Source organism: Mesorhizobium sp. B2-4-18, from assembly GCF_006441385.1.
GTDB lineage: Bacteria > Pseudomonadota > Alphaproteobacteria > Rhizobiales > Rhizobiaceae > Mesorhizobium > Mesorhizobium australicum.
Map to the genome: position 1 here is coordinate 531,164 of NZ_VFUW01000001.1, position 25,236 is coordinate 556,399.

Consider the following 25,236-nt stretch of genomic DNA (forward strand, 5'->3'; position numbering starts at 1 on the left):
CCTTCTCCCCGTATAGTGACGGGGAGAAGGAAGCTGGTCGCGATATTGGCGCTTATTCTGCAACGTTGGTAGTTGGCGAAACCATTGATAACAGCGTCTTTCTCCCCGTCTCTATACGGGGAGAAATGTCCGGCAGGACAATGAGGGGCAGCGCCAAGCTCTCAGCAAAGCGCGATTACCGTCCGCCGATGACGCCGATATAGTCCGATACCCAGCGATAATAGGGCACGCACTGGTCGTTCTGCGTGGCGCATTTGGAAACCGGCGTCTTCCAGAACTTGATCTTGTCGAAATTGTCGTAGCCGTTGGTCTTGCAGCCTTCCTCGCCGAGCAGCTCGTTGCCCTTGCAGGCGGCCGGCACGACCGGCAGCGAGCCGAACCAGGCGGAGACATCGCCCTGCACCTTCGGCGCCAGCGAATGCTCGAGCCACATATAGGCGCAGTTCGGGTGAGCGGCGTCGGCTTCCATCATGGTGGTGTCGGCCCAGCCGGTGACGCCTTCTTCCGGCACGGTCGAGGCGACCGGCTTCTTGGCGGCGACCAGCGTGTTGACCTGGTACGGCCACGAGCCTGATGCAACGACGCCTTCGTTCTGGAAATCGTCGACCTGGATGGCGGCGTCGTGCCAGTAGCGGCCAACCAGCGTGCGCTGGACGCGCAGCAATTCGAGCGCCGCCTTGTACTGGTCCTCGTTCAATTCGTAGGGATCCTTGATGCCGAGTTCCGGCTTGTGGAACATCAAATAATTGGCGGCATCCGCTATATGGATCGGTCCGTCATAGGCCTGGACGCGGCCTTTGTTGGACTTGCCATCCGGCAGCTTCATCTCCTCGAAGACGACGTTCCAGCTCTTCGGTGCTTCCTTGAAGACCTCGGTGTTGTACATCAGGATGTTGGGACCCCACTGATAGGGGACGCCGTAATGCACCTTGTCGACGGTGAACCAGGGCGCGTCCTTCAGCCGGTCGTCGACCGTCTTCCAACTCGGGATGAGATCGGTGTTGATCGGCTGCACGCGCTTGCCGGCGACGAGCCGCAGCGAGGCATCGCCCGAAGCTGTGACGAGGTCGAAGCCGCCCTCGTTCATCAGCGAGACCATTTCATCCGAGGTGTTGGCGGTCTTGACGTTGACCTTGCAACCGCTCTCCTTCTCGAAGGCGCTCACCCAGTCATAGCCCTTGTCGGTCTCGCCGCGCTCGATGTAGCCCGGCCAGGCGACGATGTTGACCTGACCTTCGCCCCTGCCGAGTTCCTTCACCTGGGCGATGGCCTGGCCGGAGAAGGTCAGCGCGACCGTCAAGGCAGTGCACGACTTCAGGAATGAATGCATATCGATCTCCCATTTTGGCGCGTGATCCTGAAACCGCTCCGGTTGTCGCCAGATCACGCGCGGACTGAAAAACTTGTCAGCTCGTCCGTTGGACTTGACGCCACTCTGATGGCAGCTTTGGTCCTTCCAACGGAAGGTGCTTTGAAAATCCCGGTTTCGCAAATTCATTTATCAGAAGGCCGATATCGGTTTTTCCGATATACTCCCTCAGGCCAGCGCCGTCACCAGCCAGCAGGCGGCGTTGAAACGAGCCTGACCATCCTTTACGAAAGGGGCGAAGGCAGCAGGCAACACCGTGATAATTTTTTCGGCCGTCGCCTGGTCGACCTCGCGCAGCGCGGCGGCGAGCGGCCCTAGCCGGGTGGCATACATCATCAGATCCCCTTCGGCGATCTTACATGGTAAGTTCGCCTGTCTGACGTCGATTGACGACCAGCCGCTCGCTTCAAGTATCCGCTTCACCTTGGCGCCGTCGGCAAAGGCAAACTGCCCCGGCGCATCGGGGTCTGGCGCGGGTGCGGTCGGCAGGAAAGGCGCAGCCGCTCGCCCGGCGGTCGTCATGAAATCGTTCTCCGCTGGACTGCGCCAGGCAACAAAGGCGAGTTTGCCACCGCGCCTCGCTGCCTGTCTTATGTTGGAGAACGCGGCCACGGGATCATCGAAGAACATGATACCAAAGCGCGAGACAACAGCGTCGAAGCGACCTGATTCGAACGCATACGTCTGGGCATCGCCCACTTCAAAACTTGCGTTTGCCACCTCTTCCGCCTGCGTGCGTTCTGTCGCCAGAGCGACAAGCGGCTGCGAAATGTCCAGCCCAACACAACGTCCGTTGTTGCCGACGCGGCGCGCCATCGCCAGAGTTGTCGCGCCGGCGCCGCAGCCGATGTCCAGGACGTTGCCCCCTTCCCCAGGATAGCCGGCATCGACTACCAGCCGCTCGAACGGCGCCAGAAACTCGTCAAGGATCGGCTGCATTTCGACCCAGGCCTTTCCGCTGGCGTCGTTCCAGAGCGCGGCTTGCCGTGTGTTTGGCTGTGCGGATCGCGACATAACGGACCTCACTTTTCTGTTGCTCTCACCAACCGTCGCCATCACTTTACGAGTTCAAGCCGACTTGAGGTCAAGCATGAAAGATATGGACATTGCCGAAGTGTCGCGCCGCACCGGCGTACCCGCATCGACACTTCGTTACTACGAGGAGAAGGGCCTAATTGCTTCGATCGGCCGTCGCGGCCTGCGCCGCTTGTTCGATCCGGCTGTCCTGGAACGGCTCGCCTTGATTGGGCTTGGACGCGCCGGCGGATTCGCACTGGACGAGATTTCCGCGATGCTGACGCCCGACGGCCTGCCGAAAATGGATCGGGCGCGCCTGGATGCGAAGGCCAACGAACTGGACCACACCATCCAGCGCCTGACCGCGATCCGGGAGGCTTTGCGTCACGCCGCCCGATGCCCCGCCGCTCGGTCGATGGAGTGTCCGACGTTTCGCCGCGCCGTCAGGCTTGCCGGCGCCGGCCGCTTCGAGGTTGCTCCGCTCGGGCCTTTCAAAGCGGAGCCGGTTCCCGCCACAAAGCGCAAGCGCAAGACTGGCGGCGTCGCCGGGAGCAGACCACACTAGCGGCGCACCGTCCGCTGCGACTGGGCAAGACCCACAAAATCGCGCGCCGCGGCGGCCAAGCCAGATCCCCGCCGCCAGACCATGCCAACCTGCACCACCGGCAAGGAACCGGAAATGTCGCGCGATTCGATGCGGTCGCCCTCCAGCGACCAGGGTCGGTAGACGAGGTCAGGCAGCAGCGCCACGCCGGCCCCGGTGGCGACGAGGCTGCGAACGGCCTCCACGGAACGGGTGCGGAAGGCGACATGCGGCCTGGCGCCGATCGCCGTCAGCAGCTTGCCGGTGTTTTCCTCGATCTCGTCAACGGTCAGCATGATCAGCGGTTCGGAGGCGATATCGCCGATGCCGATAATGTCGGCGCCAGCCAGGGGATGGCCGAGCGGCAGCCACAGCCGGTAGGCCGAGACTTCGAGGATTTCCGATTGCAGTGCAGTGCGGTCGCGCAAATTGGAGGTGACCATGACGGCAATGTCCAGCTTGCCGCCGATCAGGAGATGTTCGAGGTAGTCGCCATTGTCCTCGATGGCCGAGACCTCGACGCCGGGATAGGCGCGGCGGTAGCGTGAAAGCAGGTCCGACAGCACATAGCCGGCGACCAGCGAGGTGACGCCCAGTTGCAGCCGCCCGCCCGCCACGGCCTGCTCGCCGGAAAAAGAGCGGCGGGCGTCGGACACGTCGGCGAGAATCTTTGTCGCGTGACGCAGGAACTGGTGACCCTTGTGGGTGATGTTGAGGCCGCGCGGATGGCGCTCGAACAGTTCGACGCCAAGATCGCTTTCAAGTTCCTTGATCGCCTCGGTGACCGACGATTGCGAGATGGAGAGGTTTTGCGCCGCGCGCGATACCGTGCCTTGCTCGGCGACGGCGATGAAGAACTGCAACTGCCGGATGGTGAAGGCCATGGCCGGACTAAACACCGCCGCAACCGCGAAGAAAAGCCGATGGCGACGCTTATCCCATGGCTGGATGCGTGGCCCTGGCTCAGCCCGGCATCGGTCGGATGCGCCGCCAGCATGCCGGGCCGTAGCGCAAGGCAAGCATGAATGCCGTTTCCAGCGCCACGACAATAGCGATGATGCGAAAGCCGACGGCGAGCGGGCTCTGGCCGCTGCCATGCAGCGCATAGCCTGTAAGCAGAAAGCCGGCATTCCAGAGCGTGGCTCCGGCTACCGTCGCGACCACGAAAGGTAAGGCTGGCAGGCAGAGCGCGCCGGCCGCGATCGGCAAATAGTTGCGCACCGTCGGAATGAACTGCGCCAGCAGGGAAACCCTGACATGGTTGCGGCGATAGGCCTGGCCAAGCTTGCGGTAGGTCTCGGGGCGCAAGAAGACATATCTGCCGAACCGCTCGACCAGCCTGTCGGCGCGATCGATTCCGATCCGGCGGCCGACAGTGTACCAGACGAGACAGCCTGTCGTTGAGGCCAGCGTGGTCAGGCCAAGCAGAATTGCCAGCGTCGCATCGTCAGGCGCCGCCGTCATGCCGAGGAACAGCAGCAGCACATGCGAGGGCGGGATCGGCAGAATCTTCTCGGTAAAGGCGAGGCAGAAGACGCCGAACAGGCCGAAGCCAAGAATGGCCGACAATGGTCCCGTCATGCGAAGCGCCAGTCGTAGGTTCCTGACGTCTTGAGCCTGGCGATGCGATAGACCGTCGCCGGCGGGAAGTTGCGAGAGGTGTGGCCAACCCGCATAACCCCGAGATCGAGCCTGTCGAGCAGCGACTGGTCGAATGGGCAGTTCCGTCCGAGCGTGAACTGGTAGAGCGCTCCGCCGGGGCGAAGGTTGGCGAAAACACCTTCGAGAATCGCAAATGTCCTGCGCGGCGAAATCAGCCGGAAAGGCAAGCCGCTGACGGCGGCGCCAATCGCAGGCCGGTGGAAGAGCGAGAGATGGCGCAGACCGACGGCGTCCATTTCGAAAATCCGGGCAGCAGGAAAACGACGCATGAGCAGTGCGGCGAAATCCGGATCGGATTCGATCAGCGTCAAATCTTCCTCCTTCACCCCGCACGACAGCAGCGCCCTCGTGAACGGCCCGGTTCCTGGGCCGAGTTCCAGCACGGGTCCGGTCTCGGGTCCAATGTCACGGGTCATCAATGCCGCCAGGCTGGAACTGGACGGCGTGACGGAGCCGACCCTGAACGGCGCGACGGTCCACGCCATGAGAAAAGACAGAGCATCATTTGCGGGCATGGTAACCTCAATCCCGGACAACATCACGCCAACCAGTTTGGTGTGGCCACGTGGTTTCGTTTCAGCGTCATTGGTTTCGAGCGTCAGGCCCGACCTGTTGCATATTCGGGCCTGACGCCTTCACGTCGGCGCGAGCGATTCGTGCCGACCCGGCGTTGTTTGCCGCGACTGGGTTGCATAGACATTGCGCAATCTCGCTGAGGCTAAGAAAGTGCCTGTCGACCGCAGTCCTTCGGCTTTGCCATGTTCACGCAATGTTGGCGCGGTAGCGCCCGGCGCAATGTTCTGAGGGATTGTCGATGCGTATCTTGCTGGTCGAAGACGAACCCGAGATGGTTTCGGCCCTGCGTGCCGCGCTGAAGCGCCACGATATGGTGGTCGATCACGCCGGCACATTGCTGGAGGCGGAGGGGTTCGTTGCCGTCGACAGCTATGACGCCATCCTGCTCGACCGCCAGTTGCCGGATGGCGACGGGCTGTCGCTGGTGCCGAGACTGCGTTCGGCCAGGAATACCACGCCCGTGCTGGTGCTGACGGCGAGAGGCGACACGTCGGACAAGGTCGATGGGCTGGACATGGGCGCGGACGATTATCTGGCAAAGCCATTCGCGTTCGAGGAACTGCTTGCCCGGTTGCGCGCGCTGCTCAGGCGCCCGGCGCCGCTGCAGTCGCAGTTCATCCGCGCCGGCGATCTGGTGCTCGACGTCGGACATCGCGAAGCGTCGATCCGTGCCGAACCGCTCAGCCTGCCGCGCCGCGAGCTCCTTGTGCTGGAGGGTCTGATGCGCCGCACCGGCCGCATGGTGCAGCGCGAGGCGCTGATGGAGGCGGTGTTCGGTCTCGACGACGAGATCCAGTCCAACGCGCTCGACACGCATGTCTCGCGCCTGCGCCGCAAGCTCGCCGATGCCAATGCCGGGGTGACGATCAACGGCATTCGCGGCGTCGGCTATCTCCTGCGCGAGACGACATGAGCGCCAAGCGATGAGCCTCAAGCGCCCGCATTCGCTGAAATGGAGCTTGGTGCTGCGCATCGCCTTGCTGCAATGCGCCATGCTGACCCTGATCATCGTCGGCATTCTCGGCGCCATGCTGGCCACCGGCCTTATCCCGCACGATTACGAGGACGGCACGATGGACGTGCTGGCGGATGCGGTGACACGCGATGCCGGCGGCAAGTTGGTTCTGCGCGAGACCTCGGACCTGACGAAGCTGCGGTCAGGTGTTCCCGACCTCTGGTTCATCATTCGAGACAAGCAGGGGCAAAGGCTGCAGGAGGGGACCGTGCCGCCCATCTTCCAGCCTTTCAGCGGACTGCTGGACACGATCAGCGACGCCCGTATCAGCCATGCAATCGGACAAGCCGCGCCGCCGGAGGGAAAGATCCGCTGGACCGACACGATGGCCGGCAACGTCCAGATTTTCAGCGGCACCAAGGGTGGGCTTTCGCTGCTGCGTCTGCTCGGCCAGGCGCCGCAATTCTTCCTGCAGGGCATATTGCCGCTCGCCGGGCTGATGGCGCTGGCCACGCTGTTCGCGACGCCATGGGTGGTGCGTGGCGCTTTGTCGGGCCTTGGCCATGCGGCGGCCGAGGCTGAGCGCATCGACATCGACCAGCGCGGCGTGCAGTTGCCGCTCAAGGACGTGCCGACGGAAGTGACGCCGCTGGTCAAGGCCGTGAATGCCGCCCTTGCGCGCCTGGACAAGGGCTATGAGCGCCACAAGCGCTTCCTCACCGACGCCGCCCATGAGCTCAGGACACCGGTCGCCATCCTCAACACGCGCCTCGCCTCGCTGCCGGCGACACCGGAGCGGGCACGGCTGCTGCAGGACGCGGCCAGGCTTTCGACGCTGACCGACCAGTTGCTCGACCTGCAGCGCCTCGACCGGCAGACGTCGCCGTTCGAAGCGGTCGATCTCGTGGCGACCGCGCGCGGCGTTATCGTGGACCTCGCGCCGATGGCGTTTTCTGCCGGTTACGAAATGTCGTTCGAGCCGGAACGGGACACGATGTTCGCCACCGGAGACCGCACCGCCATCGAGCGCGCGGTGACCAACATCGTCCAGAACGCCATCGAGCATGGCGGCCGCGCTGGCAAGATCACCGTCACCGTCACAACGCCCGCCATCATCGAGGTCCGGGACGAAGGCGACGGCATCCCGCCGGGCGAGCGGGAGCGCATCTTCGAGCCCTTCTATCGGCTGCGCCCGCAGGATCATGGCGCCGGCCTCGGCCTCAATCTCGTGCAGGAAATCATGTATCTCCATGGCGGCCGCATCGATATCCTCGATGGCAAGCCCAGCGGCGCCTGCTTCAGGATGAGTTTTCGCGCTTTACCCGTTTAGCCTTGCCGCCAACCTCGCAAGGCCGCTGGCGCGTTTGACATTGCGATAAATCGTAACTAACTAAGTTACATGAAACGCAATAGCCGACTGTCCTCCACTCTGCACATCCTCGTTCACATGGCCGAGAAGCCCGAGCAGGCTCTGACCTCCGAGCAGCTTGCCACCTTCATCCATACCAATCCGGTGGTGGTGCGCCGGACCATCGCAGGCTTGCGCGACGCCGGCATCGTCACCTCGTCACGCGGACATGGCGGCGGCTGGCTGCTCGGGCGCGCGCCCGAGAACATTTCACTTTCCGAGATCAGCCTTGCCCTTGGCGAGACGCTGCTGCCGTTCAGCACCGAACCGGAAAGCCCGGGCTGTCTCGTCGAGCAAGCGGTGATCGCCGTGCTCGACGATTTTCGCATCGCGGCCGAGAAGCTGCTGGCGGAGAAGCTCAGCCGCATCACGCTGGCCGACCTGACAGCCGATTTTCGCCGTCGTTTCGACCTCGTTGGAGTTTCCAGCCATGCAGTATGATCTTGCCGTTATCGGCGGCAGCTTCGCCGGCCTGTCCGCCGCCATGCAGGCGGCGCGGGCGCGGCGCACCGTGCTGGTGATCGACGCCGGCCAGCCGCGCAACCGCTTTGCCGCGCATTCGCACTGCTTTCTCGGCCAGGACGGACGCACGCCTGGAGCGATCCTGGACGATGCAAGGCGGCAATTGCTTGCCTACCCGACGGCCAGGCTTGCGACCGCACGGGCGGACAAAGCCATTGCCAACAGCAGCAGCGATTTCGAAATCACCACCGATGGCGGCGAGACATTCGGCGCAGCACGACTGGTGCTGGCAACCGGCGTGCGCGACATCCTGCCGGAGGTTCCCGGGCTTGCCGAGCAATGGGGCAGAACCGTGCTGCATTGCCCCTATTGCCACGGCTACGAGGTTTCCACCGGGCCGCTCGGCGTGCTCGCGACCGGCCCGATGTCCATGCATCAGGCGCAACTGATTTCCGATTGGGGCGACGTCACGCTGTTCGGCAACGGACTGATCAAGCCCGATGCCGACGAGATGCATGCGCTTGAGAGCAGGAATGTAAGGTTCGAGCCCGCGACGGTCAACGAACTGAGCGATGATGGCTCCGGCGGCTTGGTTGTCCATCTCGTCGATGGCCGGCAGGCTGGCGTCAAGGCGATATTCACCGCGCCACGCAACACGATGGCGAGCCCGCTGGCCGAACAACTCGGCTGCGGCCTCAAGGACGGCCTGCTCGGCCCGATGATATCAGTCGATGACCGGCAGCAAACGACGGTTCCCGGCGTCTATGCCGCCGGTGACGCGGCACGTGCGATGCACAACATCGCCTTCGCCGTGTCGGGCGGCACCTTCGCGGGCGTGTGCGCCCACCAGTCGCTGGTCTTCGGCTAAATTCCGCCGGCCACGCTGAGGCGCGCCCCGGCTTGCGCCAGTGCCGCGGCAATGTCGTGCGGCGGCGCGCGGTCGGTGGCGAGTTCGGAAAAGCCGTCGAAGCCGCAGACCTGGACCAGGCCATGGCGGCCGAACTTCGTGTGGTCAGTGACGACCAGCGAGCGCTGGCCCCGCGACAGCACCATGCGGGCGAATTCCGCCTCGTCCAGATCAAAGTCCATGACACCCGTCACCGCATCCACGGCGCCGGTGGAGATGATGGCGTGGCTGACCGAGAAGCGGCTGACGAACTCGATGGCCGACGTCCCGAACGCGGCGCCTGAATCGCTGCGCAGCTCGCCGCCGGCCATATAGACCTTGTTGCCGTTAATGGTGGCCAGGGTGCGGGCGATGTCGGACGAATTGGTGACGACCGTCAGGCGCCGGTGGCCGAGCAGTTCGCGCGCCAGGAACGAGGTCGTGGTGCCGGTGTCGAGCATGATCGATTCGCCGTCGCGGATGGTGGCCGCGACCGCGCGGGCAATGCTTCGCTTGGCGTCGGCATGCTCGCGCATGCGCCGTTCGAACGGCGCTTCGCCGACCATCGACGGCAGGCCGACGGCGCCATGCATCTTCAGAACCGAGCCGTCGCCGGTGAGCGGCTTGACGTCGCGGCGCACGGTCTCGAGCGAAACGCCCAACCGGTCGGCCAGGCTGGCGATAGTGACGGTTCCCTCTTCCTGCAGCAGCCGCAGGATCTCGCCATGCCGTTTCGAGTGGTTCATATGGGCATCCCAAAAATGACCGATTCTAAGGCATTCCTAGCGCTTTTAAGGAAATTGCGCATGCTTTCGGACAAAACACCCAAAAAAAGTCACATCTTTTTATTGACAGAAGAGCAACCCCGGCGTGAAATCCATCTTCAACAGGGTTCGGAACTGCAGCGGGATGTAATTGGCAGAGCTGCAATTCACTGACCCCAGGCAGCCTGTAACGTGTCTGGCGCAAGGAATTTTCAGATCCGCGGGGGCGGATGCCGGGCTCATAAACCTGGCCAAGGGGCTCGTCGGTGCGGTGCGGGATACCGATCCTGGCATCCCGCACCGACGAGATTGTTTGCGTTTCACCCCGCCGTCGTTGCGCCGCCCATGGCGCCATATCGAAGCCCAGCAAACCAGGCCTGCGAACCAGGGATGAACCCGTGATTGCCGAAGACCGCATCCACGCCCTGCCGTGCTGGACGGGCGCCATCGAGATCGCGCCGCTGCCCGGCGGCCTGAGCAACGCCAATTATGTGGTCACCGATGCGGCCGGCAAACATGTGGTGCGTTTCGGCCAGGATTATCCGTTCCACCATGTCTTCCGCGAACGGGAGGTGATGACCGCGCGGGCGGCTCACGCGGCGGGCTTCGCACCGGCGGTCCGTTACGCCGAACCGGGGATCATGGTGACGGCGTTTCTTGGCGCCAGAACCTATCTGGCCGAGGACGTGCGCGCCAATCTCGGCCGCGTCGCGACGCTGATGCGCGGCTTTCACCGCGAGATGCCCAACCATATCTCCGGCGCCGGCTTCATGTTCTGGGTGTTCCACGTCATCCGCGACTATGCACGCACGCTGGACGAGGGCAACAGCCGCAAGCGCGGTGACCTGCCGCGCTTTCTGGTGTTGGCCGACGAACTGGAGCGCGCCCAGAAATTGCTGCCGATCGTCTTTGGCCACAATGATCTTTTGCCGGCTAATATTCTCGACGACGGCGGCAGGCTTTGGCTGATCGATTTCGAATATGCCGGCTTCAATACGGCGATGTTCGACCTTGCCGGCGTCGCCTCGAACGCGGGCATGAGCGACGAGGAATCCTTCGCCTTCCTGACCGCCTATTTCATGAAGGAACCGGACGAGGCGATCCGCCGCTCGCACGCCGCCATGCAATGTGCCTCGCTGCTGCGCGAGGCGATGTGGAGCATGGTGTCGGAGCTCTATCTCGACGCCCCGGGCATCGACTACGTCGCCTACACCGAGGAAAACCTGGCGCGGCTCGACGCGGCGCTGGAAAACTACCGGATAAAATACGGGATCCTGAAATCATGACCTTGCCTAGCCAGGCCGAGATCGTCGTCATCGGCGGCGGCATCATCGGCTGTTCGACGGCCTATCATCTGGCGCGTGACCACAAGGCCGACGTGGTACTGCTCGAACAGGGCAAGCTGACCTCGGGCTCGACCTGGCATGCCGCCGGCCTGGTCGGCCAGTTGCGCTCGTCGGCCTCGATCACGCGGGTACTGAAATACTCGGTCGACCTCTACAAGGGGCTGGAAGCCGAAACCGGTCTTGCCACCGGCTGGAAGATGACGGGGTGCCTCAGGCTCGCCACCAATGCCGACCGCTGGACCGAATACAAACGGCTGGCGACCACGGCGAAAAGCTTCGGCATGGACATGCAGCTGCTGTCTCCGGCGGAGGTCAAGGCGATGTGGCCCTTGATGGAGACCGGCGATCTCGTCGGCGCCTCCTGGCTGCCGACCGACGGCCAGGCGAGCCCTTCCGACATCACGCAGTCGCTGGCCAAGGGCGCGCGCATGCACGGCGCCAATCTCTACGAGGACGTGCGCGTCACGGGTTTCGAGATGAAGGGCGACCGCATCACGGCGGTGAAGACCAATCAAGGCGACATCGCTTGCGACAAGGTGGTGAACTGCGCCGGGCAATGGGCGCGGCAGGTCGGCGCGATGGCCGGCATCAACGTGCCGCTGCAGCCGGTCAAGCACCAGTATATCATCACCGAGAAAATCGCGGGGCTGGCAACCGACGCGCCGACGCTGCGCGACCCCGATCGGCGCACCTATTTCAAGGAGGAGGTCGGCGGGCTGGTGATGGGCGGCTATGAGCCGAACCCGCAAGCCTGGACGACCAATCTTCCCGGGGGCGACGTGCCCAATGATTGGGAGTTCCGGCTGTTCGACGACGACTACGATCATTTCGAGCAGCACATGGCGCAGGCGATCGCGCGGGTGCCGGCGCTGGAGACGGTCGGTGTCAAGCAGATGATCAACGGATCGGAAAGCTTCACGCCGGACGGCAATTTCATCCTCGGTGTGGCGCCCGAATGCGCCAACATGTTCGTCGGCGCCGGCTTCAACGCCTTCGGCATCGCCTCGGGCGGCGGCGCCGGCTGGGTGCTGGCGCAATGGGTGGTCGACGGCGAGGCGCCGCTCGACCTTTGGGTGGTCGACATCAGGCGTTTTTCCAACCTGCACCGCGACCGGCAATGGGTGAGCGAACGTACGCTGGAAGCCTATGGCAAACATTACGCGATCGGCTTCCCGCATGAGGAATACACCAGCGGCCGGCCGCGCATCGTCTCCCCGCTCTACGACAGACTGAAAGACCATCGCGCCGTGTTCGGCTCCAAGCTCGGCTGGGAACGGCCGAACTGGTTCGCGCCGGAGGGCGTCGAGCCGAAGGACATCTATTCGATGGGCCGGCAGAACTGGTTCGCCGCCGTCGGCGACGAACATCGGCACGTGCGCGAGCATGTCGGTATCTTCGACCAGTCGTCCTTCGCCAAGTACGAGCTGAGCGGGCCCGACGCGGCGAGGGCCCTGGACTGGATCTGCGCCAACGATGTCGGCAAGCCGGTCGGCCGGCTGACCTACACGCAACTCCTCAACACGCGCGGCGGCATCGAGGCCGACCTAACCGTGTCGCGGCTGGCCGAGGAAAAATTCTATATCGTCACCGGCACCGGTTTCCGCACCCATGATGCCTCGTGGATCAGCGACCATATTGGCCACGGCCTCGATGCACAGCTCGCCGATGTCACCGAGGACTTCGGCACGCTGTCGCTGATGGGACCGCGCGCCCGCGACGTACTTTCGGCGGTGACCGATGCGGATGTGTCGAATGCCGGCTTCCCGTTCGGCCATGTGCGCGAGATCACAATAGCCGGTCACACGGTCCGGGCGCTGCGCGTCACCTATGTCGGCGAACTCGGCTGGGAACTGCATGTGCCGATCGCCGCCACCGGCGAAGTCTTCGACGTGCTGATGGCGGCCGGCGGGAAGCACGACATCCGGCCGGTCGGTTACCGCGCGCTGGAATCGCTGCGGCTGGAAAAGGGTTATCGCGCCTGGGGCTCCGACATCACGCCCAACGACACACCGCTGGAGGCTGGGCTCGGCTGGGCGGTCAAGCTGCGCAAGAACACCGACTTCGTCGGACGGCGCGCACTCGAGAAGGTTGGCGGCGAGTCCCTGAAGAAGTGCTTTGCCGGTTTCACGGTCTATGATCCGGAGATCGTGCTCGTCGGACGCGAGACCATCCTGCGCGATGGCCAGCCGGTCGGCTATCTCACCAGCGGCGGCTATGGCTACACGGTGGGAAAGAACATCGGCTACGGTTATGTGCGCAACGCCGACGGAGTAAGCGACCATTTTCTCGCCTCGGGCAGCTATGAACTTGTGGTGGCGATGGAGCGGACGCCGGCTCAAATCCATCTTGAGCCGCTATACGACCCGGCAATGGAGCGCGTGAAGGCTTAACTCACGCGCAAGGCGAGGCCACGGCTGGGGACGGTATCGGCCTCGCCTGGCATTGAGACATATGGTCGTGTTTCCTCGACCCGCGTGACCAGGCCTTGTGCCTCGAGTTCGGCGATGCGCGCGGCAAAACCGTGATCCCACAACGTGTTCTTGACCGTCAGCACGATCACCCCACCCGGCCGGCAGATGCGGATCAGTTCGTCCAGTCCCTCGGCGCCGACATGGCCGGAGGTAAAGACGCCGGCCGAGATGATGCCGGCATAGGTGCTGTCGGCAAATGGCAAGGCGCCGCCGAGCGCCAGGCAATGCAGCGCCGAATAGACGCCCTTGCGCGCGGCCTGATCCAGCATGCCTTGCGAGATATCCAGCGCCTCGACCTGGGGATAGCCGGCAATATCGAGCCACTCGCCGATCAGCCCGGTACCGGCCCCGGCGTCGAGCAGCGGGGCTGACCCGCGCGGCAGGTGGCGCGCGAGCAAAGCAAGGCAGATGGTCGGGTGGCGGTAGCCGGCTGCCGACATGTCGGCGTCGTAGGTTTGCGACCAGCGGTCGTACAGTGCGGCCACCTCTTCCGGGCGCTTGGCCGCGTAGACCTCGCCGAGCGCACCTTGATGTTTGCTGTCCGCCACTGTCCACCATCCCTCGTCTCGCCGCGATGATAGCCAAACGGCGAAAATTGTGGAACCGTGCAGCCGAGAAATAACGCGTGGGGACGCAGGCATGGGGACAGACGAGGCGCGGGCAAAACTTGCCGCCATTCCGGTACTGGCCGGCTATACTGGGCCGCTGGAACGGCTCGGCGGCTTGACCAACCTCGTCTTCAAGGCCGGCGATTACTGCCTGCGTATTCCAGGCAAAGGCACCGAGGAATACATCAACCGCGCCAACGAGGCGATTGCCGCGCGTGAGGCGGCAATCGCGGGGGTAAGTCCTGAAGTGCTGCATGCCGACGCCGCCAGCGGCCTGATGGTGACGCGCTACATTGCCGGCGCCGAGACGATGTCGCCGGAGAAATTCAGGGAGCGGCAGGGCAGCCCGGCCCGAGCGGCCGAGGCCTTCCGCAAGCTGCACGCGTCCGGCGCGGTGTTCCCCTTCCGCTTCGAACTGTTTTCGATGATCGACGACTATCTCAAGGTGCTGTCGACCAGGGATGTCGCCCTGCCCGCCGGCTATCATGACGTGGTGCGCGAGGCCGAGAGCGTACGCTCGGCCTTGGCCGTCCGCCCCTTGCCTCTCGTCGCCTGCCATTGCGACCCGCTGTGCGAGAATTTCCTCGACACGGGCGAGCGGATGTGGATCGTCGACTGGGAATATTCGGGGATGAACGACCCGCTCTGGGACCTCGGCGACCTCAGCGTGGAAGGCAAGTTCGACGCCGCCCAGGACGAGGAGCTGATGCGCGCCTATTTCGGCGGCGAGGCGAGGCCGGCGGAGCGCGGCCGCATCGTCATCTACAAGGCGATGTGCGATCTGCTCTGGACGCTGTGGGGGCTGATCCAGCTTGCCAACGAAAATCCCGTCGACGATTTCCGCGCCTATGCCGACGGCCGCTTCGCCCGCTGCAAGGCGCTGATGGAGACAGAGGAGTTTTCGCGGCACCTGGCGGCGGTACGCAAGGGCTAGGCACCAGAAATCTGGCCCCTAGTTCACGCCTTTCGGCACGTTCTCCGGCGGCACCGTGGTGTCGACCACCTTCTGGCGGTGGAAGATGAACATGCCGGCCACGACGATGATGCCCGAGCCGATCAGGATGCGCGGACCGGGAACGTCGCCGAAGAACACCAGCCCGAACACCACCGCCCACAAGAGCAGCGTGTAGTGCAGCGGCGCCAGCGTCGAGGCCGGCGCCAGTTTCAGCGCCCTGGTGATCATCAGATGCGCCCCGCAGGAAACGATGCCGAGCAGCAGCATGGCGCCGAAATCAAGCGCAGACGGCGTCTTCCAGGCCCCGATGGTGAGGGCGCCGCCAACCGCCAGCGTGCCGATCGTCTGCCATGTCACCAGATTGGTGTCGCTGGTGCCGCGCAGGCGTCGGTTGAGGATGATGGCGAAGGCGAAGGCAAGGCTGCCGACAAGTGCGAAACTCGATGACAGCGAAAACGCGGCAGAGGACGGTTTCAGCATGATGACCACACCGCAGAAGCCGAGCAGGATCGCCACCCAGCGGCGCCAGCCGACCTTTTCGCCAAGCAGGAAATGTGACAGCGCCGCCACATAGATCGGCCCGGCCATGTAGAAGCTCATCACATCGGCAAGCGGCAGGTAGACGACGGCGGCGTAGAACAAGGCGGTGTCCAGTGTCGTCGCCACCACGCGCAGGATCTGCAACCCTGGCCGCTCCAGCTGGAACAGTCTGCCGGCGCCCTGGTTGGCGATCATCGGACCCAGCACGAAGAAAGCGCCGATCGAGCGGATCAGCACCACCTGGCCGACGGAGAAACTGGCGACCAGCCACTTGCCCATCGCATCATTGAGCGCAAACAGGAAGTCGCCGGCCAGCATCAGCAGGATGCCGGCCAGGAGGACATTCTTGATTGTGGAATTCCGCGCCACGGGTTGCGTCATGCCTGCCCCGATTCCTCCCTCGCCCGAGCCGCGTCGTAGACGGAAGCGCCGGCTTTGACGAGGAGAAATCGGGAAATAGGTAAGACCAGCGTCGGGAATCGGCTGTATCTAGGTGGATATGTGCCTGCGATTCACCTGCGACGGCCTGCCGGAGATCGAAAGCCTGGTATCCTGCCTCGTCCGCTCCGCCACCACCTTGCCCCTGGCAATGACGCAGATGCGCTCGGCGCGCAGGCGCAGAGCCTCGATCGGATTGCCGGCATCGAGGATCACCAGGCTGGCGCGCTTGCCGACGCCGAGGCCGAGATGGTCGAGGCCCATGATCGCGGCATTGACGTTGGTGACCATGTCGAAGCAGCGCGCCATGTCGGCGGGGCTCGACATCTGGGCGACATGCAGGCCCATGAAGGCGACGTCGAGCATGTCGGCGGTGCCCAGCGAATACCAGGGATCGAGCACGCAATCCTGACCCCAGCCGACACGGATGCCCAGCGCCAGCATCTCCTTGACCCGCGTCATGCCACGCCGCTTCGGGAATGTGTCGTGGCGGCCCTGCAGCATGATGTTGATCAGCGGATTGGGGATCGCGGAAACGCCGGCTTCGGCGATCAGCGGCAGAAGCTTTGAGACGTAGTAATTGTCCATCGAATGCATCGAGGTGAGGTGCGAACCGGCCACCCTGCCCTGCAGGCCGAGGCGCTGCGCTTCATAGGCGAGCTGTTCGATGTGGCGCGACAGCGGGTCGTCGGTCTCGTCGCAATGCAGGTCGACCATGAGCCCGCGTTTTGCCGCGATCTCACACAGTTCGGTAACCGAGCGTGTGCCGTCGGCCATGGTGCGCTCGAAATGCGGAATGCCGCCGACGATGTCGACGCCAATGTCCAGCGCGCGAATGGTGTTTTTTCGTGCCGTCGGCGAGCGATAGAAGCCGTCCTGCGGGAAGGCCACCAATTGCAGATCGATATAGGGTGCGACGATTTTCTTGACCTCCAGCAGCGCCTCGACGGCCAGCAGCCGGTCGTCGCAGACGTCGACATGGGTTCGGATGGCGAGCAGCCCCATCGACACCGCCCAGTCACAATAGGCGAGCGCCCGGTCACGCACGGCCTCGTGCGTCAGGAGCGGCTTCAGTTCGCCCCATAGCGCTATGCCTTCGAGCAGCGTGCCCGACGCGTTGATACGCGGAAGGCCGTAGGAGAGCGTCGCGTCCATGTGGAAATGCGGATCGACGAAGGGCGGTGACACCAGATTGCCATGGGCGTCGACCTCGGTCCGCGCGGAACCGTCGAGCTTCGGCTCGATCGCGGCGATCGTCTCGCCGCTGATGCCGATGTCGGCGATGCCGCCATCCGGAAGCGTGCCGCCGCGCACAATAAGATCGAAATCCATCTGTCATCATCCTGCTTGAAGAATCACTGCCGCATCGTGTCTCAAAAGACACCCCGCCGCAGCGGTTTCTTTCCATGGCGGCGAAAGGTTCCCTCCGGCGGCATCTCCCTCTATAAGCCGCCTTCGTCATCCCGGCATCAAGGATCAGCCGTTGTTTCGCTTCTTCCGCTCGACGGAGAACCAGCGCCTCGTCGCAAGGCTGCTCCGGGAATCGTTCCGGCAACACAGGGCCGGCTACGCCGCCGCCATCCTGTCGATGCTCGTGGTGGCCGGCATGACGGCCGCCAGTGCCTGGATCCTGCGTGAAATCACCAATGAATTCGTCATCGATAAACGGGTCGACCGCGTCAATATGATCGCCGTGGCGGTCGCCGGGATCTTCATCGTCAAGGGCATCGCCAATTTCGTCCAGGCCTATTTCATGAGCCGCGTCGGCAACGCCATCATCGCCGAACGGCAGCGCAAGATCTATGACCGCATCCTGGCGCAAGGCATCGAATTCTACCATTCGACCTCGTCGTCCGACCTGATCACCCGCATGACCAACAATGCCCAGGCGGCGCGCAACGTGCTCGACCTCATCGTCACTTCCTACGTGCGCGATCTGGTGACGCTGGCTGCCCTGATTGGGGTCATGGTCTGGCAGCAGCCGGCGCTGTCGCTGATCTGCTTCGTCGTCGGTCCGTTGGCCATCTATGGCGTCAACCGCATCCTGAAGCGCGTGCGCAAGTTCGCCGCCATGGAGTTCCGGTCGGTCGGCCAGATCGTGCAGGTGATGCAGGAAACCGCGATCGGCGTGCGCGTGGTCAAATCCTTCAACCTCGAAGGCCTGATGCGCAAACGCATGTACAGGGCGGTGGCGGACGTCGAGGATCGGGCCAACAACATCGCCGCGCTGGAAGCGGTGACCAATCCGGTGATGGAAACGCTGGCCGGCCTGGCGATCGCCGGCGCCGTCATGGTCAGCGGCTTGCTGGTCCTGCAGGGCGGCCAGATGCCTGGCAACATCATGGCCTTCATCGCCGCGCTGCTGCTTGCCTATGAGCCGGCAAAGCGCCTCGCGCGGGTGCGCATATCGCTGGAAAGCGGCATTGTCGGCGTGCGCATGATGTTCGAGCTCGCCGACCAGCCGCTGACATTAGCCGAGAAGCCGGATGCGAAGCCGCTTCGGGCCGGACCGGGCGAGATCCGGTTCGATGCCGTCAGCTTCGCCTATCAGAACGGTCCGCCGGTGTTGGACCGGTTCGACCTGACCCTGGCGCCCGGCAAGATGACGGCGCTGGTCGGCCCCTCCGGCGGCGGCAAGTCGACGATCCTGAACCTCATCATGCGCATGTATGACCCGAAGAGCGGCAGGGTGCTGCTTGACGGCCAGGATATTTCCCATGCCACGCTCGCCTCGCTCAGGGAAAAGATCGCCTATGTCAGCCAGGATACGTTCCTGTTTGCCGGCACGATCATGCACAACATCCGGCTTGGGCGCGAGGACGCGACCGACGACGAGGTGATCGCCGCGGCCAGGGCTGCCAACGCCCATGACTTCATCGTCGCGCAGGCGAAAGGCTACGAGACGGATGTCGGTGAGAATGGCGGCCTTTTGTCGGGCGGCCAGCGCCAGCGCATCTCGATCGCGCGCGCCATGCTGCGCAATGCCGAAATCCTGCTGCTGGACGAGGCAACCAGTGCGCTCGACGCCGAGTCGGAAGCGCTGTTCCGCGACGCGCTGCAACAGCTGACGGAAGGGCGCACCACAATCGTCATCGCACACCGCCTCTCGACCGTGCACCAGGCCGACACGATCGTGGTGCTGGAAGCCGGCAAGGTGGTGGAAAGCGGGCCGCACAAGATGCTGCTCGGGCAAGGCGGGCTTTACCAGAAGCTGTATGAATATCAGCTGATGCCTTAATGTGGAGCGGCGCAAGTCGAGGACAGGTAGTCCTGCGGAGTTTGTGCCGCAGCGCCTGCCTGACGAGATTCGAACTTTACTCCGGCACGTGCCTCACCGCCCCCTTGTCGGCGCTGGTGGCGAAGGCGGCGTAGGCGCGCAGCGCCGTCGTCACCTTGCGCTTGCGCTTTTCCTGCGGCTTCCAGGCGTCCGCGCCCCTGGCCTCCATCGCCGCCCGGCGCGCATCGAGTTCCGCGTCATCGACGGCAAGGCGAATGGTGCGGTTCGGGATATCGATCTCGATCGTATCGCCCTCCTGCACCAGTCCGATCAGCCCGCCTTCCGCTGCTTCCGGCGAAGCATGGCCGATGGACAGGCCCGAGGTGCCGCCGGAGAAGCGCCCATCGGTGACCAGCGCGCAGGCCTTGCCGAGGCCTTTCGACTTCAGATAACTGGTGGGATAGAGCATCTCCTGCATCCCGGGGCCGCCGCGCGGACCCTCATAGCGGATGACGACGACGTCACCAGCCTTGATCTCATTGGCAAGGATCGCCTTGACCGAAGCGTCCTGGCTTTCGAAGACGCGAGCCGGTCCGGTGAATTTCAGGATCGATTCGTCGACGCCGGCTGTCTTCACGATACAGCCATCGAGCGCCAGATTGCCTTTCAGGACGGCAAGGCCGCCGTCTTTCGAGAAAGGCGTATTGGCCGAGCGGATGACGCCTGTCTCGCGGTTCATGTCGAGCTCGTCCCAGCGGCGGTCCTGGCTGAAGGCGACCTGCGTCGGCACGCCGCCGGGCGCGGCGAGGAAGAAGTCGCGCACATTCTGGCTCGAGGTGCGCGAAATATCCCAATGGTCGAGCGCTTCGCCGAGGCTCGCCGTATGCACGGTCGGCAGGTCGCGGTTGAGCAACCCGGCATTGTCGAGCTGGCCAAGGATCGCCATGATGCCGCCGGCGCGGTGAACGTCTTCCATGTGGACGTCGGACTTGGCCGGCGCCACCTTGCATAGCACCGGCACCCGCCGTGACAGCCGGTCGATGTCTTCCATGGTGAAATCGACCTCGCCCTCGTGCGCGGCGGCCAGAATGTGCAGCACGGTGTTGGTGGAGCCGCCCATGGCGATATCGAGCGTCATGGCATTCTCGAAGGCGCCCTTCGAGGCAATGCTGCGCGGCAATGCACTCTCGTCATCCTGCTCGTAATAGCGCTGGGCGAGATCGACGATGAGATGGCCGGCCTCGACGAACAGGCGCTTGCGGTCCGCATGCGTGGCCAGCGTCGAGCCGTTCCCGGGCAGCGACAGGCCCAGCGCCTCGGTCAGGCAGTTCATGGAATTGGCGGTGAACATGCCCGAACAGGAACCGCAGGTCGGGCAGGCCGAGCGCTCGATGACCTTGACGTCCTCGTCGGAGATCTTGTCGTCGGCGGCCGCAACCATGGCATCGACGAGGTCGAGCGCCTGCGTCTTGCCGGCCAGCACAACCTTGCCGGCTTCCATCGGGCCGCCGGAGACGAAGACGGTCGGGATGTTGAGGCGCAATGAGGCCATCAGCATGCCGGGCGTGATCTTGTCGCAATTGGAGATGCAGACCATGGCGTCGGCACAGTGCGCATTGACCATGTATTCGACGGAATCGGCGATCAGCTCGCGCGACGGCAGCGAATAGAGCATGCCGTCATGGCCCATGGCGATGCCGTCGTCGACGGCGATGGTGTTGAATTCCTTGGCGACACCGCCGGCCTTCTCGATCTCGCGCGCAACGAGCTGGCCAAGGTCCTTCAGATGGACATGGCCCGGCACGAACTGGGTGAAGGAGTTGACCACCGCAATGATCGGCTTGCCAAAATCGCTGTCCTTCATGCCAGTGGCGCGCCACAGGCCGCGGGCGCCGGCCATGTTACGGCCATGGGTGGTGGTGCGGGAGCGATAGGCGGGCATGAATTTTCCTTGGCTGTCTGGCTGCACTCGATGCGGCGCTGAATTTTGATCGCAGGGTTTATAGACCGCCAAGTATGGTCTGGCCACATTTTTGCAATGCGCCAGGTTCTCCTGAAAAAACGAGCGTCTCAGAAAAATTCGATGTCTATGTCGGGTCGGGCGTATCAGGGCCGTCCTTGGGCAGACGGCAAGAAATGGCACCATTCTCGGAGTCAGCCGTTTCATTGTAACAGCAGGAAGCAACCTAGGAGCACGACATGCAAAAGATCACCACCTGCCTGTGGTTCGACGGCCGGGCAGAAGAGGCGATGAATTTCTACGTCTCCATCTTCAAGAATTCGAAGGTTACGAGCGTTCTGCGTTGGCCCGAGGGTCACGCCGATGCGGGCAAAGTGCTGATGACCACGTTCGAGCTCGACGGCGTGCCGTTCCAGGCGCTCAATGGCGGACCGCAATTCAAGTTTAACGAGGCGATGTCACAGTCGATCGACTGCAAGACGCAGGAAGAGGTCGATTACTTCTGGGAGAAGCTTATCGAAGGTGGCGGCGAACCTTCGCAATGCAGCTGGCTGAAGGACAAATTCGGTGTGTCTTGGCAGGTCGTGCCGGAGCAGCTGCCGCGCCTGCTTCTGGATCCGGACAGGGCCAAGGCCGGCCGGGTGATGTCGGCAATGATGCAGATGAGCAAGATCGATATCGCTGAGATCGAAGCGGCGGCCAAGGGGTGATCATAAGAGTAGAGTAGTGAGTAGTTGCTAGTGAGTAGTGCGATGGGAGAACGAGGCGTACCTACTCACTACTCACTACTCACTAGAATCACGCCGCCTTGTCTCGCACCTGATAATCCTTGATCGTGGCGAAGCGGATCGCCTTCCAGCGTTCGGCTTCGTAGTTCAGCGAGAAGGCATGCTGGGCGAGGAAGACCGGGTCGTTGTCGAGGTCGCGGGCGATGTCGCCGCGATGCGCCTCGATGAAGCGAAGCACCTCGCCCTTGTCGTCGGCCGATATCCAGCGGCAGATGGAAAAGCGCGACATCTCGAATTCGACCGGCAGCGTATATTCGAAGTTCAGCCGCTCTTTGAGCACATCGAGCTGGAGGGCGCCGACGACACCGACGATGGCCGGCGAGCCGTCTTCCGGCGAGAACAGCTGGACGACGCCCTCCTCTGCCATCTGGTGCAGCGCTTCCTTGAGCTTTTTCGCCTTCATCGCGTCGCCGAGACGGACGCGACGCAGGATTTCCGGGGCGAAGTTGGGCACGCCGCGAAACAGGATTTCCTCGCCTTCGGTCAACGTGTCGCCGATGCGCAGCGTGCCGTGGTTCGGAATGCCGACGACATCGCCGGCAAACGCCTCGTCGGCGGTGACGCGGGTGCGGGCAAAGAAGAATTGCGGCGCCGAGAGTGACATCGGCTTGCCGGTGCGCACCAGCTTGGCCTTCATGCCGCGCTCGAGCTTGCCCGAGCAGACGCGCACGAAGGCGATGCGGTCGCGGTGATTGGGATCCATGTTGGCCTGGATCTTGAAGACGAAGGAAGTCATTTTCTCCTCCGTCGCCTCGATAGTGCGGGTATCGGCCTCCTGCGCGCGCGGCGGCGGGCCAAAGGCGCCAAGCGCCTCGATCAGGTCGCGCACGCCATAATTGCGCAGCGCCGAGCCGAAATAGACCGGCGTCAGATGGCCCTCGCGAAAGGCCTCGATGTCGAGCGGACGGCAGGCTTCTCGCGCGAGCTCGAGTTCCTCGATGAAGGCCTCGCGCTCGTTTTCCGGCAGAAGGCCGGCAACGCGGTTGGAATCGGGACCGTTGACGGGGGTGCGTTCCTTCTCGTCATCGCCCTTGCGCACGGCGTTCAGCGCCAGGTGATAGGTACCGGAGAAGGTCTTGCCACGGCCGATCGGCCAGGTGATGGGCGCGGTGTCCAGCGCCAGCTTCTGCTCGATTTCGTCCAAAATCTCGAACGGATCGCGGCTTTCACGGTCCATCTTGTTGACGAAGGTGATGATGGGGATGTCGCGCAGCCGGCAGACCTCGAACAATTTCAGCGTGCGCGGCTCGATGCCCTTGGCGGCGTCGATGACCATGACGGCCGAGTCGACCGCCGACAGCGTGCGATAGGTATCGTCGGCGAAATCCTCGTGGCCCGGCGTGTCGAGCAGGTTGAAGACGTTGTCCTCATATTCGAAGGTCATCACCGAGGTGACGACCGAAATGCCGCGCTCGCGCTCGATCTTCATCCAGTCGGACCGGGTCTGGATACGGTCCTTCTTGGCCTTCACCTCGCCGGCAAGCTGGATGGCTCCGCCGAACAAAAGCAGCTTTTCGGTCAGCGTCGTCTTGCCGGCGTCGGGGTGGGCGATGATCGCGAAAGTGCGGCGGCGCGCCACTTCCTCTGGGATAGTTTCGGGCATTCTCTTGGGATTTCCGTGTGACAGGCCGGGCTTCTAGCAGCGCAGCGCCGGGCTGTCGACCGGTCCGGCGGCGTGAACACCGCCGGTTGCGGGGCTTGCTTCAGGCTGGCTCGTTCAAGCGGCCTGCCTGAACGACCCCCGGAAGCCATCCGGCATGGCACTGCCGCGCCGCGAGATGAAAGGCAAGGGCCGTGCCCCAATCCTGGGCGACCAGCACCATGTCCTGGATGCCGAGCGCGTCGAGGAAGGCCTCGAGATAGCGCACATGGTCGAAGAAGCGATGATGTCAAGATGCATAATTTTGCGCTGCCAATGTTGGCAACGGGCCCCCGGAATGGCACTGGGATGAACCGTCCCCCGATCACGAGGCAAAGGAGCGACCATGACCGAGGCGAAACAAGTGATCGTCATCGGCGCCGGCATCATCGGTGCCTCCATCGCATGGCATCTGACCAAGGCCGGGGCGCGGGTGACGGTGATTGCCGACAGCAAAATCGGTGGTGTCGCAACGCCGAACTCGTTTGCCTGGATCAATGCAAGCTGGGGTAACCCGGAGCCGTATTTCCGGCTGCGCACCCGCGCCATGGCTGAGTGGGCTCGCCTAGCGCGGGACCTGCCCGGCCTGCCGCTCAATTGGTGCGGCGGCCTGTGCTGGGATCTGCCGGCGGCCGACATGGAGACCTATGCAGCGGAGCATTCTGAGTGGGGCTACGGAATCGAGCGCGTCGACCGCGGCGAGGTGGCGCTCATCGAGCCCAATCTCACCGAGCTTCCCGATTTCGCCCTGCATGTCGCAGAAGAGGGTGTCGCCGAGCCTGTCGCGGCCACCAAGGCACTGCTGGCCGATGCCGAACGGCGCGGCGCGCGAATCCTCTTCAGCACGGTGACGGCCCTTGTCCAAAGCGTCGGCAAGGTCACCGGCGTGGACACATCGCATGGACTGTTTGCCGCCGACGAGGTGGTGATCGCGGCCGGCGTGGGTTCGCCAGACATTGCCGCGACCGCCGGCATCAACCTGCCGATCGAGACACCGCCCGGGTTGATCGTCCACTCGCGGCCTTACAAGAAACTGCTCAACGGGCTGGTGCTGGCCGAGCGCCTGCACATGCGTCAGACCGCCGAGGGTCGAATCATCGCCGGCTCGGATTTCGGCGGCGCCGATCCCGGCATGGACGCCGAAGCCACGGCGCGTGAATTGTTCGCGGCCATGAAGGCCATGCTGCGCGACAGCGACGGGCTGGAGCTGGATTTCCACACCGTTGGCTGCCGGCCGACACCGATCGACGGCTTTCCGATCATCGGCCGCGCCAAAGGCAAGGAGGGTGTCTATATCGCGGTCATGCATTCCGGCATCACTCTGGCGCCAGCCATCGGCCTGTTCGCCACGCGCGAAATTCTTGATGGCAAGCGCGACACGCTGCTGGCGCCCTACGGATTGGATCGCTTCGCTCAATAGCCGGGCGGACGGCGAAAGCCGCTGGTCAAGGGCATCATCGCCCTGGCGATGCCGAGCAGCCGCGCCTCCGACCAGCGTTTGCCGACCAATTGCAAGCCGATCATCACGCTGCACGCCATGATTGAGGTCGTCACTCTACGGCGCCCCCTTTGTCCTGCCGGACATCTCCCCC

At 63.7% G+C, this 25,236-nt stretch carries 23 protein-coding genes and 1 pseudogene; 11 read left to right on the forward strand and 13 right to left on the reverse strand.

The window, feature by feature from the left end:
* Positions 1 to 175 precede the first annotated feature (175 nt).
* Together FJ527_RS02435 and FJ527_RS02440 are read right to left on the reverse strand one after the other, a co-directional pair.
* Positions 176 to 1,330, reverse strand: coding sequence for an ABC transporter substrate-binding protein (locus FJ527_RS02435; RefSeq protein WP_140821510.1), 1,155 nt, complete (start codon positions 1,328 to 1,330; stop codon positions 176 to 178).
* Positions 1,331 to 1,537: 207 nt separating this feature from the next.
* The gene (locus tag FJ527_RS02440) at positions 1,538 to 2,383 is read right to left on the reverse strand and encodes a class I SAM-dependent methyltransferase (RefSeq protein ID WP_140821512.1); all 846 of its coding nucleotides are present in this window, start codon (positions 2,381 to 2,383) and stop codon (positions 1,538 to 1,540) included.
* 76 nt (positions 2,384 to 2,459) lie between these two features.
* Here FJ527_RS02440 and FJ527_RS02445 point away from each other — a divergent pair, with 76 nt between their 5' ends.
* Positions 2,460 to 2,951 carry a helix-turn-helix domain-containing protein gene (locus FJ527_RS02445; RefSeq protein WP_140821514.1) on the forward strand — a complete coding sequence of 164 codons (492 nt, stop codon included), beginning with the start codon at positions 2,460 to 2,462 and terminating at the stop codon, positions 2,949 to 2,951.
* On the opposite strand, the gene FJ527_RS02450 is transcribed toward FJ527_RS02445, so the two are convergent.
* The 3 genes from FJ527_RS02450 to FJ527_RS02460 all read right to left on the reverse strand — a co-directional run bounded on the left by FJ527_RS02450 (position 2,948) and on the right by FJ527_RS02460 (position 5,146).
* Positions 2,948 to 3,853, reverse strand: a complete 906-nt coding sequence (locus FJ527_RS02450; protein WP_015314134.1) for a LysR substrate-binding domain-containing protein — start codon at positions 3,851 to 3,853, stop codon at positions 2,948 to 2,950. The two genes, FJ527_RS02445 and FJ527_RS02450, sit on opposite strands and share 4 nt — an antisense overlap.
* Before the next feature lie 79 nt (positions 3,854 to 3,932).
* Positions 3,933 to 4,550: a DedA family protein gene (locus FJ527_RS02455; protein WP_140821516.1), complete on the reverse strand. Its 618-nt coding sequence runs from the start codon at positions 4,548 to 4,550 to the stop codon at positions 3,933 to 3,935.
* On the reverse strand, positions 4,547 to 5,146 hold the full coding sequence (locus FJ527_RS02460; protein WP_140821518.1) for a phospholipid methyltransferase: 600 nt from the start codon (positions 5,144 to 5,146) through the stop codon (positions 4,547 to 4,549). The genes FJ527_RS02455 and FJ527_RS02460 overlap by 4 nt, the downstream gene beginning before the upstream one ends.
* A 299-nt stretch (positions 5,147 to 5,445) precedes the next feature.
* Here FJ527_RS02460 and FJ527_RS02465 point away from each other — a divergent pair, with 299 nt between their 5' ends.
* The 4 genes from FJ527_RS02465 (at position 5,446) to FJ527_RS02480 (ending at position 8,900) form a co-directional block, all read left to right on the forward strand.
* Positions 5,446 to 6,120, forward strand: coding sequence for a response regulator transcription factor (locus FJ527_RS02465; RefSeq protein ID WP_140723151.1), 675 nt, complete (start codon positions 5,446 to 5,448; stop codon positions 6,118 to 6,120).
* Between the two features lie 10 nt (positions 6,121 to 6,130).
* Positions 6,131 to 7,492: a HAMP domain-containing sensor histidine kinase gene (locus FJ527_RS02470; protein ID WP_140821520.1), complete on the forward strand. Its 1,362-nt coding sequence runs from the start codon at positions 6,131 to 6,133 to the stop codon at positions 7,490 to 7,492.
* Positions 7,493 to 7,561: 69 nt separating this feature from the next.
* Positions 7,562 to 8,011, forward strand: a complete 450-nt coding sequence (locus tag FJ527_RS02475; protein ID WP_140786980.1) for an Rrf2 family transcriptional regulator — start codon at positions 7,562 to 7,564, stop codon at positions 8,009 to 8,011.
* Positions 8,001 to 8,900 carry an NAD(P)/FAD-dependent oxidoreductase gene (locus tag FJ527_RS02480; RefSeq protein WP_140821522.1) on the forward strand — a complete coding sequence of 300 codons (900 nt, stop codon included), beginning with the start codon at positions 8,001 to 8,003 and terminating at the stop codon, positions 8,898 to 8,900. Before FJ527_RS02475 ends, FJ527_RS02480 begins: the two co-directional genes overlap by 11 nt.
* Here the strand turns inward: FJ527_RS02480 and FJ527_RS02485 are convergent.
* Entirely contained in the window at positions 8,897 to 9,664 is a 768-nt protein-coding gene (locus tag FJ527_RS02485) for a DeoR/GlpR family DNA-binding transcription regulator (RefSeq protein WP_140821524.1), read from the reverse strand. The two genes, FJ527_RS02480 and FJ527_RS02485, sit on opposite strands and share 4 nt — an antisense overlap.
* Positions 9,665 to 10,080: 416 nt before the next feature.
* Between FJ527_RS02485 and FJ527_RS02490 the strand changes: the two genes are divergently transcribed.
* Positions 10,081 to 10,968 (forward strand): phosphotransferase family protein, encoded by an 888-nt coding sequence (locus FJ527_RS02490; protein WP_015314142.1) that lies wholly within the window; start codon positions 10,081 to 10,083, stop codon positions 10,966 to 10,968.
* Positions 10,965 to 13,418, forward strand: coding sequence for an FAD-dependent oxidoreductase (locus FJ527_RS02495; protein ID WP_140821526.1), 2,454 nt, complete (start codon positions 10,965 to 10,967; stop codon positions 13,416 to 13,418). The genes FJ527_RS02490 and FJ527_RS02495 overlap by 4 nt, the downstream gene beginning before the upstream one ends.
* Here the strand turns inward: FJ527_RS02495 and FJ527_RS02500 are convergent.
* Positions 13,415 to 14,047 (reverse strand): class I SAM-dependent methyltransferase, encoded by a 633-nt coding sequence (locus FJ527_RS02500; RefSeq protein WP_140614880.1) that lies wholly within the window; start codon positions 14,045 to 14,047, stop codon positions 13,415 to 13,417. The two genes, FJ527_RS02495 and FJ527_RS02500, sit on opposite strands and share 4 nt — an antisense overlap.
* Before the next feature lie 91 nt (positions 14,048 to 14,138).
* Here FJ527_RS02500 and FJ527_RS02505 point away from each other — a divergent pair, with 91 nt between their 5' ends.
* Positions 14,139 to 15,041: a phosphotransferase family protein gene (locus FJ527_RS02505; RefSeq protein WP_140821528.1), complete on the forward strand. Its 903-nt coding sequence runs from the start codon at positions 14,139 to 14,141 to the stop codon at positions 15,039 to 15,041.
* An 18-nt stretch (positions 15,042 to 15,059) separates the two neighbouring features.
* On the opposite strand, the gene FJ527_RS02510 is transcribed toward FJ527_RS02505, so the two are convergent.
* Positions 15,060 to 15,983 carry a DMT family transporter gene (locus FJ527_RS02510; protein WP_140614882.1) on the reverse strand — a complete coding sequence of 308 codons (924 nt, stop codon included), beginning with the start codon at positions 15,981 to 15,983 and terminating at the stop codon, positions 15,060 to 15,062.
* 108 nt (positions 15,984 to 16,091) lie between these two features.
* Complete coding sequence (locus FJ527_RS02515; RefSeq protein ID WP_140821530.1) at positions 16,092 to 17,372, reverse strand: amidohydrolase family protein; 1,281 nt, start codon at positions 17,370 to 17,372, stop codon at positions 16,092 to 16,094.
* A gap of 151 nt (positions 17,373 to 17,523) precedes the next feature.
* On the opposite strand from FJ527_RS02515, the gene FJ527_RS02520 reads away from it, so the two are divergent.
* Positions 17,524 to 19,278 (forward strand): ABC transporter ATP-binding protein, encoded by a 1,755-nt coding sequence (locus FJ527_RS02520; protein WP_140714208.1) that lies wholly within the window; start codon positions 17,524 to 17,526, stop codon positions 19,276 to 19,278.
* Positions 19,279 to 19,354: 76 nt separating this feature from the next.
* Here FJ527_RS02520 and ilvD read toward each other — a convergent pair whose 3' ends face one another.
* Positions 19,355 to 21,199: a dihydroxy-acid dehydratase gene (gene ilvD / locus FJ527_RS02525; protein WP_140723177.1), complete on the reverse strand. Its 1,845-nt coding sequence runs from the start codon at positions 21,197 to 21,199 to the stop codon at positions 19,355 to 19,357.
* 257 nt (positions 21,200 to 21,456) lie between these two features.
* On the opposite strand from ilvD, the gene FJ527_RS02530 reads away from it, so the two are divergent.
* On the forward strand, positions 21,457 to 21,927 hold the full coding sequence (locus FJ527_RS02530) for a VOC family protein (protein WP_015314150.1): 471 nt from the start codon (positions 21,457 to 21,459) through the stop codon (positions 21,925 to 21,927).
* Between the two features lie 88 nt (positions 21,928 to 22,015).
* Here FJ527_RS02530 and FJ527_RS02535 read toward each other — a convergent pair whose 3' ends face one another.
* Entirely contained in the window at positions 22,016 to 23,608 is a 1,593-nt protein-coding gene (locus tag FJ527_RS02535; RefSeq protein WP_140614886.1) for a peptide chain release factor 3, read from the reverse strand.
* A 160-nt stretch (positions 23,609 to 23,768) separates the two neighbouring features.
* Positions 23,769 to 23,891, reverse strand: a pseudogene (locus tag FJ527_RS02540) (alpha/beta fold hydrolase); the annotation flags it as partial.
* A gap of 99 nt (positions 23,892 to 23,990) precedes the next feature.
* On the opposite strand from FJ527_RS02540, the gene FJ527_RS02545 reads away from it, so the two are divergent.
* Complete coding sequence (locus tag FJ527_RS02545; RefSeq protein WP_140821531.1) at positions 23,991 to 25,064, forward strand: FAD-binding oxidoreductase; 1,074 nt, start codon at positions 23,991 to 23,993, stop codon at positions 25,062 to 25,064.
* On the opposite strand, the gene FJ527_RS29235 is transcribed toward FJ527_RS02545, so the two are convergent.
* Complete coding sequence (locus tag FJ527_RS29235; protein WP_157163613.1) at positions 25,058 to 25,198, reverse strand: hypothetical protein; 141 nt, start codon at positions 25,196 to 25,198, stop codon at positions 25,058 to 25,060. The two genes, FJ527_RS02545 and FJ527_RS29235, sit on opposite strands and share 7 nt — an antisense overlap.
* Positions 25,199 to 25,236 lie beyond the last annotated feature (38 nt).

What these genes read in the sequence shown, in the direction of transcription:
- FJ527_RS02495 (WP_140821526.1), top strand. Translation starts at nt 10,965, where the DNA reads ATGACCTTGCCTAGCCAGGCCGAGATCGTCGTCATCGGCGGCGGCATC.
- FJ527_RS02440 (WP_140821512.1), bottom strand. Translation starts at nt 2,383, where the DNA reads ATGTCGCGATCCGCACAGCCAAACACACGGCAAGCCGCGCTCTGGAAC.
- FJ527_RS02470 (WP_140821520.1), top strand. Translation starts at nt 6,131, where the DNA reads ATGAGCCTCAAGCGCCCGCATTCGCTGAAATGGAGCTTGGTGCTGCGC.
- FJ527_RS02475 (WP_140786980.1), top strand. Translation starts at nt 7,562, where the DNA reads ATGAAACGCAATAGCCGACTGTCCTCCACTCTGCACATCCTCGTTCAC.
- FJ527_RS02515 (WP_140821530.1), bottom strand. Translation starts at nt 17,372, where the DNA reads ATGGATTTCGATCTTATTGTGCGCGGCGGCACGCTTCCGGATGGCGGC.
- FJ527_RS02465 (WP_140723151.1), top strand. Translation starts at nt 5,446, where the DNA reads ATGCGTATCTTGCTGGTCGAAGACGAACCCGAGATGGTTTCGGCCCTG.
- FJ527_RS02505 (WP_140821528.1), top strand. Translation starts at nt 14,139, where the DNA reads ATGGGGACAGACGAGGCGCGGGCAAAACTTGCCGCCATTCCGGTACTG.
- FJ527_RS02455 (WP_140821516.1), bottom strand. Translation starts at nt 4,550, where the DNA reads ATGACGGGACCATTGTCGGCCATTCTTGGCTTCGGCCTGTTCGGCGTC.
- ilvD (WP_140723177.1), bottom strand. Translation starts at nt 21,199, where the DNA reads ATGCCCGCCTATCGCTCCCGCACCACCACCCATGGCCGTAACATGGCC.
- FJ527_RS02510 (WP_140614882.1), bottom strand. Translation starts at nt 15,983, where the DNA reads ATGACGCAACCCGTGGCGCGGAATTCCACAATCAAGAATGTCCTCCTG.
- FJ527_RS02485 (WP_140821524.1), bottom strand. Translation starts at nt 9,664, where the DNA reads ATGAACCACTCGAAACGGCATGGCGAGATCCTGCGGCTGCTGCAGGAA.
- FJ527_RS02460 (WP_140821518.1), bottom strand. Translation starts at nt 5,146, where the DNA reads ATGCCCGCAAATGATGCTCTGTCTTTTCTCATGGCGTGGACCGTCGCG.
- FJ527_RS02530 (WP_015314150.1), top strand. Translation starts at nt 21,457, where the DNA reads ATGCAAAAGATCACCACCTGCCTGTGGTTCGACGGCCGGGCAGAAGAG.
- FJ527_RS02450 (WP_015314134.1), bottom strand. Translation starts at nt 3,853, where the DNA reads ATGGCCTTCACCATCCGGCAGTTGCAGTTCTTCATCGCCGTCGCCGAG.
- FJ527_RS02535 (WP_140614886.1), bottom strand. Translation starts at nt 23,608, where the DNA reads ATGCCCGAAACTATCCCAGAGGAAGTGGCGCGCCGCCGCACTTTCGCG.
- FJ527_RS02480 (WP_140821522.1), top strand. Translation starts at nt 8,001, where the DNA reads ATGCAGTATGATCTTGCCGTTATCGGCGGCAGCTTCGCCGGCCTGTCC.
- FJ527_RS02545 (WP_140821531.1), top strand. Translation starts at nt 23,991, where the DNA reads ATGACCGAGGCGAAACAAGTGATCGTCATCGGCGCCGGCATCATCGGT.
- FJ527_RS02445 (WP_140821514.1), top strand. Translation starts at nt 2,460, where the DNA reads ATGAAAGATATGGACATTGCCGAAGTGTCGCGCCGCACCGGCGTACCC.
- FJ527_RS02435 (WP_140821510.1), bottom strand. Translation starts at nt 1,330, where the DNA reads ATGCATTCATTCCTGAAGTCGTGCACTGCCTTGACGGTCGCGCTGACC.